Source organism: Bacillus sp. P4_D3 (assembly GCF_056401855.1).
This window is the reverse complement of sequence record NZ_JBFUIN010000197.1, coordinates 1-5,807: the sequence shown is the minus strand read 5'-3', so window position 1 is coordinate 5,807 and position 5,807 is coordinate 1. Positions and strand designations below refer to the sequence as shown.

General features: G+C 37.2%; 4 protein-coding genes. 1 reads left to right on the top strand and 3 read right to left on the bottom strand.

From position 1 onward, the window contains the following. Nucleotides 1-5: 5 nt before the first annotated feature. Nucleotides 6-1,004 (top strand): YhdH/YhfP family quinone oxidoreductase, encoded by a 999-nt coding sequence (locus AC1DTM_RS16930; RefSeq protein WP_016103793.1) that lies wholly within the window; start codon nucleotides 6-8, stop codon nucleotides 1,002-1,004. A gap of 36 nt (nucleotides 1,005-1,040) precedes the next feature. Here the strand turns inward: AC1DTM_RS16930 and AC1DTM_RS16925 are convergent, their stop codons facing one another. From AC1DTM_RS16925 to AC1DTM_RS16915, 3 genes are all read right to left on the bottom strand, one after another. Further along, complete coding sequence (locus AC1DTM_RS16925) at nucleotides 1,041-2,696, bottom strand: Na/Pi cotransporter family protein (protein ID WP_016103794.1); 1,656 nt, start codon at nucleotides 2,694-2,696, stop codon at nucleotides 1,041-1,043. 559 nt (nucleotides 2,697-3,255) lie between these two features. Then, entirely contained in the window at nucleotides 3,256-4,242 is a 987-nt protein-coding gene (locus AC1DTM_RS16920; protein ID WP_016103795.1) for an NAD(P)-dependent alcohol dehydrogenase, read from the bottom strand. 184 nt (nucleotides 4,243-4,426) lie between these two features. Further along, nucleotides 4,427-5,629, bottom strand: a complete 1,203-nt coding sequence (locus AC1DTM_RS16915) for an MFS transporter (RefSeq protein ID WP_016103796.1) — start codon at nucleotides 5,627-5,629, stop codon at nucleotides 4,427-4,429. Between the last annotated feature and the right edge of the window lie 178 nt (nucleotides 5,630-5,807).

The window sequence follows — 5,807 nt, the reverse complement described above, 5'->3', positions numbered from 1 at the left end:
GCGTAATGAATCATACACCATTCCGAGCAATTGTCGTGAAAGAAAAGGAAAATAATCAATTTGAAAGAAAGCTTGTTGAGAGAGAAATTAATAGTTTACCTGAAGGAGACGTATTAATACGTGTTCATTATTCTTCATTAAATTATAAAGATGCCCTTTCAGCTACTGGTAATAAAGGTGTAACGAGAGCATATCCTCATACACCAGGTATCGATGCAGCGGGAGAGGTAGTTAGTAGTGAAAATAACGCCTTTCAGGAAGGCGATCAAGTTATTGTAACTGGATATGATTTAGGTATGAATACTTCTGGTGGTTTCGGGGAATATATTCGCGTGCCATCATCTTGGGTCGTTCCTTTACCAAAAGAAATGTCTTTGAAGGAAAGTATGATGTACGGAACAGCAGGTTTTACAGCTGCCTTATCGGTATATAAGCTCATTAGAGCGGGAATTACACCTAGTACGGGAGATGTTTTAGTAACGGGTGCTACGGGCGGAGTAGGCAGTGTAGCAGTTAGTATTTTAGGAAAGCTAGGATATAGCGTAGTAGGGGCAACAGGGAAAATGGAAGAGAAAGAGATACTGCTACGTTTAGGGGCAAAAAAGATGATTCGCCGCACGGAGTTGAGTGATGAATCAGGAAGACCGATGCTTAAAGGAATATATGCTGGGGTTGTCGATACTGTAGGCGGGAACATGTTAGAAAGTTCTTTAAAGGTAGTTAAGTATGGAGGCTGTGTAACAACGTGTGGTAACGTAGCAGGGCATGAATTAAATACAACTGTATACCCATTCATATTACGAGGGATTAGCCTTTTAGGAATAGATTCAGTTCAATGTCCAGTAGATGTGAGAAGAGAAGTGTGGGCATTGTTAGCAGATGAGTGGAAAAATTCAGAGCTATTATCTTATACAGAAGAATGTACATTAAAAGAATTAGATGAGAAGTTTACACTTATACTGCAAGGAAAGTTAAAAGGGAGAACGGTTGTAAAGATGAAATGAAAAAAAGAGACGCTCATTTGAGCGTCTCTTTTCCTATTATAATGATTGTTTTAAATTTACTTTTCCTTGTTCACCTAAAACGCCATCAGCAATATTTACAGCGTGATCACCGATACGTTCTAAGTTACTTACCATATCAACGAAAATGATGCTTGCATCACCTGAACAGCTACGTTCGTTCAGACGTAACACATGACGTTTACGAAGAACACGTTCCATTTGGTCAATTTTACGTTCTTTTGCAATAACCGTTTGAGCTAGTTCAGTGTCGAAGTTTGTTAAAGCATTGATTGCATCTTGTAATGTTGAAATTGTTAATTCAAGCATTTCATTTAATTCAGCTAGTGCTTCATCTGATAGTGAAACGCGGTTTGAAATTTGGAAATCTACAAGTTCTACTAAGTTTTCTACATGATCACCAACACGTTCAATATCTCCAACAACACCTGCTAGAACTGAATGCTTTTCAGAGTCTGTATGTGAAAGTGGTTTTTCTGATAGTAAAACTAAATACTCGGTAATCTTTTTATCTAAATTGTTAATAGCTGCTTCTAATTGCGTAGCCATATCAGCGTGTTTCTTTTCTTGTGTATTTAAAAATTGGTTTGCTTCTTTTAATCCTTGTAAAGAAAACTCAGCCATGCGAACAATTTCTTTTTGCGCTTCTGTTAGTGCGATAGCAGGGGATTGTTCAATAAAGATTGGATTTAAATGTTGCGGTTTGAAATCAATAGCAGAATCTTCGCCGCGAATAAGTTTTGTTACAATCCATGCTAATACAGCGATGAATGGGAATTGAATAAGTGCATTTGTTACGTTAAATGTTCCGTGGGCAAATGCGATTGTCATTTCTGGATTTAAGTTTAATGATGTTTGGAAATATTGAATTAAACTTGTAAATGGTACTAATAAAATCGTAAAGATAATTGTACCGACGATATTAAAGATAACGTGAACTAATGCTGCACGTCTTGCTGCAATAGAAGTACCAATTGCTGCTAATACAGCTGTAATTGTTGTACCGATGTTATCACCGAATAATACAGGAAGGGAAGCTTGTAAATCGATTGCACCCTGGCCGAATAGTTCTTGCAAAATACCGATTGTCGCACTTGAACTTTGTACGATTAAAGTGAAGACTGTACCAACAACGATTCCTAAGATTGGGTTATCACTCATGCTAACCATTAATTCTTGGAATGATTCTAAAGAACGAAGAGGTTTCATACCTGCGCTCATCAATTCTAAACCAAAGAATAACATACCAAATCCGAATACGACTTGACCTAAAGACTGTACTTTTTTATTTTTAAAGAAGAATAATAAGATTGCTCCGACTGCCATAATTGGAAGAGCGTATTCTCCGATTTTAATTCCGATAATAAATGCAGTAACTGTCGTTCCGATGTTCGCACCCATAATAACACCAATTGCTTGTCTTAATGTCATAAATCCGGCACTTACAAGTCCGACTGTTAAAGCGGTTGTTCCTGAACTTGATTGAATTAATACTGTAACTAACATACCTGCTAGTACACCCATAAGAGGGTTTGTTGTAAAACGATCTAGAATATCGCGAAGACGATCTCCGGCTGCTTGTTGCAGTCCATCGCCCATGTATTTAATCCCGAATAAGAAAATACCTAATCCACCAATGAACTGGAAGATCATATCTTGAATATTGTATTCCACGCATTCCACTCCTTAAATTTCATGTACGATGTAATTATTAACTAAACCTTGAGGCACTGTAAACGGTTTGTTTATAAATTTTACACTAAATTTACAAAGTACTAAAAAGTTTACAATTCTTTAAAGAAACTCCTGGATTTAATTGGTTTTCATGCGTGGTATTGGACTATTTCGTAAAGAAGTCACATTTATCACACTATTTATTGATAGTAAAAATAGGAGAGATAAACTATCCAAATTGGGTGTGCTAAGTAAAGTTTCACTTTATTTATAATGGTTCTTTGCATATTTTTCGATCAAAGTTAGAAAAATATGTAGGGGAAATGGGGAGGTTTGAAATGAGTATACTGATGAAAGTGAAAAAATGATTGAAGTATATTAATCTACTTCTTTGGAGTGCTTGCAACATTAAAAAAGAGCAATTCGCATATGAATTTGCCCTGGTTTTTTATGTTAAAAAAGTTTGAGTACTTCGTATTGTAAAAACTGTGTGCAGTGTGCTTGTTTATTCTGCTATTTGTGGGAGATAAAGCTACCCACTGATTAAAGTTTCACTTTATTAGGAGTTGTCGTTATGTTTCAAGTTTATGACGACATTTCCCTTTTTGTGCCCTTTTTCAACATATATGTGAGCTTCAACAATTTCCTCAAAAGTGTATTGCCTATCAATGATCACTTTTATTTTACCGTTCTCAACTAGTTCTTTAAGGAAATTTAATGCTTCGGAAGTTTCAGGTGCGTTTTGACTTAATATGAGTTTCATGCGACTTGTCAATTTAGTCCAGAGCATTTGAGCACTTGGTAACGGTTCAACGATATTTATATAGGTACCATCTTCCTTTAACATTTTAATACACTCTGCAAAGGAACTCCTGTTTACCGCTTCAAAGATAACATCATAAGTTTCGTCTGTAGTAGAAAAATCGCTTGCGGTGTAATCAATTACTTCGTCAGCTCCTAGCGATTTGACCAATTCTAAATTGGAGCTACTGCACACCCCTGTAACTGTTGCGCCGAAATACTTGGAAATTTGCACTGCATAACTTCCGACACTTCCAGAAGCTCCATAAATAAGAATGTTTTGACCGCTTCGAACGTTAGCTTTCCTAAGGAAAAACAAGGCTGTACGTGCTCCAATTGGGATGGCTGCGGCTTCTTCATAGGATATATTGGAGGGCTTCATGCACACTGCTCCATCTTCAGGTATACAAATGTACTCAGCATAAGAACCGAAATTTGCTTGGGTAGCAGCAAAAACTGGATCTCCTGCTTTAAAACGCGTAACGTCTTTTCCTACTGATTCAACTTCACCAGCCAATTCCATTCCAAGTATTTGTTTTTTCGGTTGTTTAAAGCCAAGTGCAATTCGAGCGGGTAGCCAAACCGAAGAGGGAACTGTAAAACTTCTTGAACGAATATCTCCTGCTGTTACGGTTGTCGCATTAATTTTTATTAGTATTTCATTGTCTTTAGGTGTAGGTTTTTCAACTTCTTTCAATTGAAGTACGTCGGGGGGACCATATTTTGTATACAATATTGCTTTCATTAATGTTTCCTCCAATTCGTTCTATATATTAATATCATACGAACAACATGAATAAATAGAACAGCGGTTCACCTTTCAATACAATGCAAAAAGCAGTACGATTTTTTTGGAATCCACTGCTTTTTTGTATTTGTGTATATATAATTTTTTTAGTGTAAGTACTTTGAAATGGAGCGAGTTAACATTACCCAACGGCTTTTTCGTTTATTTTATCTTTCTGTTTTTGTTTCCGTAAGCTTGTAATGTAAATGAACAGGAAAGCAATAAGTAATAGAGAGGAATAACGATATACAGTTGCATAGTTGGTAAAGTGTGCAATGAATCCAAAAATAATCGCTCCAGCACCAATTCCAAGATCAAATGCTGAGAAGAATGTTGCTGTTGCCACTCCTCTCCGGTGCGGTGCTACTCGGTCAATCATCCATGCTTGTAGTGCTGGTTGAATTGCTCCGAAACCACTGCCGTAGCATGCTGCGGCAATAATTAAACTCGGAATTGTAGTTGTATACGACAGCAAGATAATACCTGTAAACGTAATAATAACTCCTGGAATGATGACAAATGTATGGCCTTTCGTATCATATAATCTTCCAGAAAACGGACGAGTTACAGCGATTGCAAGTGCGTTAAATAAAAAGAAGAGACTAATATCAGCAATCCCGACTTCCGTAGCAAATAATGTGATAAAGCTCCCAATTCCCCCGTACATTAATGTAATACATAATATTAATAATGAAGGAAGTAAAGCTTTACGCTCAATAAATCCATCGAGAAAGGTACCAGATGTTTGCTGTGGTGGTTGCGGCGATTTTTTGATTTGAAGTAGTTTCGTTAATATTAATGAAACTATTGTGCATGAAAGTGCACATAAAAAAAGAATCGTGAAGTTATATGCTTGCATAAGCCAAAGTCCGATAAGCGGACCGAGCGCCATGGCAATAGTTCCAGAAAGACCGAAATACCCCATGCCTTCACCGCGGCGAGCTTGCGGAATTAAATCTGAAACGACAGTTCCGTATGTAGTCGTTGTAATACCAAAACCAGCTCCGTGTAAAATTCGAACGGCAAGCAATAGGAAAACGGTTGAAGCGAAAAGATAACTGCCCATAGCGAGTAAACAAATAGCGGTACCGATCATTAAAATGATTTTTTTGTTGAATTTTTGCAAAGCATTTCCAGTTAGCGGCCTAATAAAAAGTGCTGCAACGGTAAACATACCGACAACGAATCCGATATTTGAACTTGTGCCCCCAATTTCTTTCACATAAACAGGTAAAGTTGGAATTAACATTTGAAATCCTAAAAACATACATAAGTTTGCTAGAATTAGCGCAATAAACTCTTTTGTCCATAACGGTTCTCGTTTTACGAGTACTGCCTCTCCCATATATTCATCCCCTATATAAAAGTTTTCCCACGTTAACGGGCAGTAAGACTCTCACCTCAAAATTTGGCTGGAGCAAAGAAGTTAGGTGGGAGCGCTGCTGTCCGTTAACGCTCGATCGGTTCAACTAATAATCAGTGTGGGATGAACAAAACCCCCACTGATTAAAGTTTCACTTTAT

Coding starts and splice junctions, on each gene's coding strand:
- AC1DTM_RS16930 (WP_016103793.1), top strand. CDS start 6: ATGAATCATACACCATTCCGAGCAATTGTCGTGAAAGAAAAGGAAAAT.
- AC1DTM_RS16920 (WP_016103795.1), bottom strand. CDS start 4,242: ATGAAAGCAATATTGTATACAAAATATGGTCCCCCCGACGTACTTCAA.
- AC1DTM_RS16915 (WP_016103796.1), bottom strand. CDS start 5,629: ATGGGAGAGGCAGTACTCGTAAAACGAGAACCGTTATGGACAAAAGAG.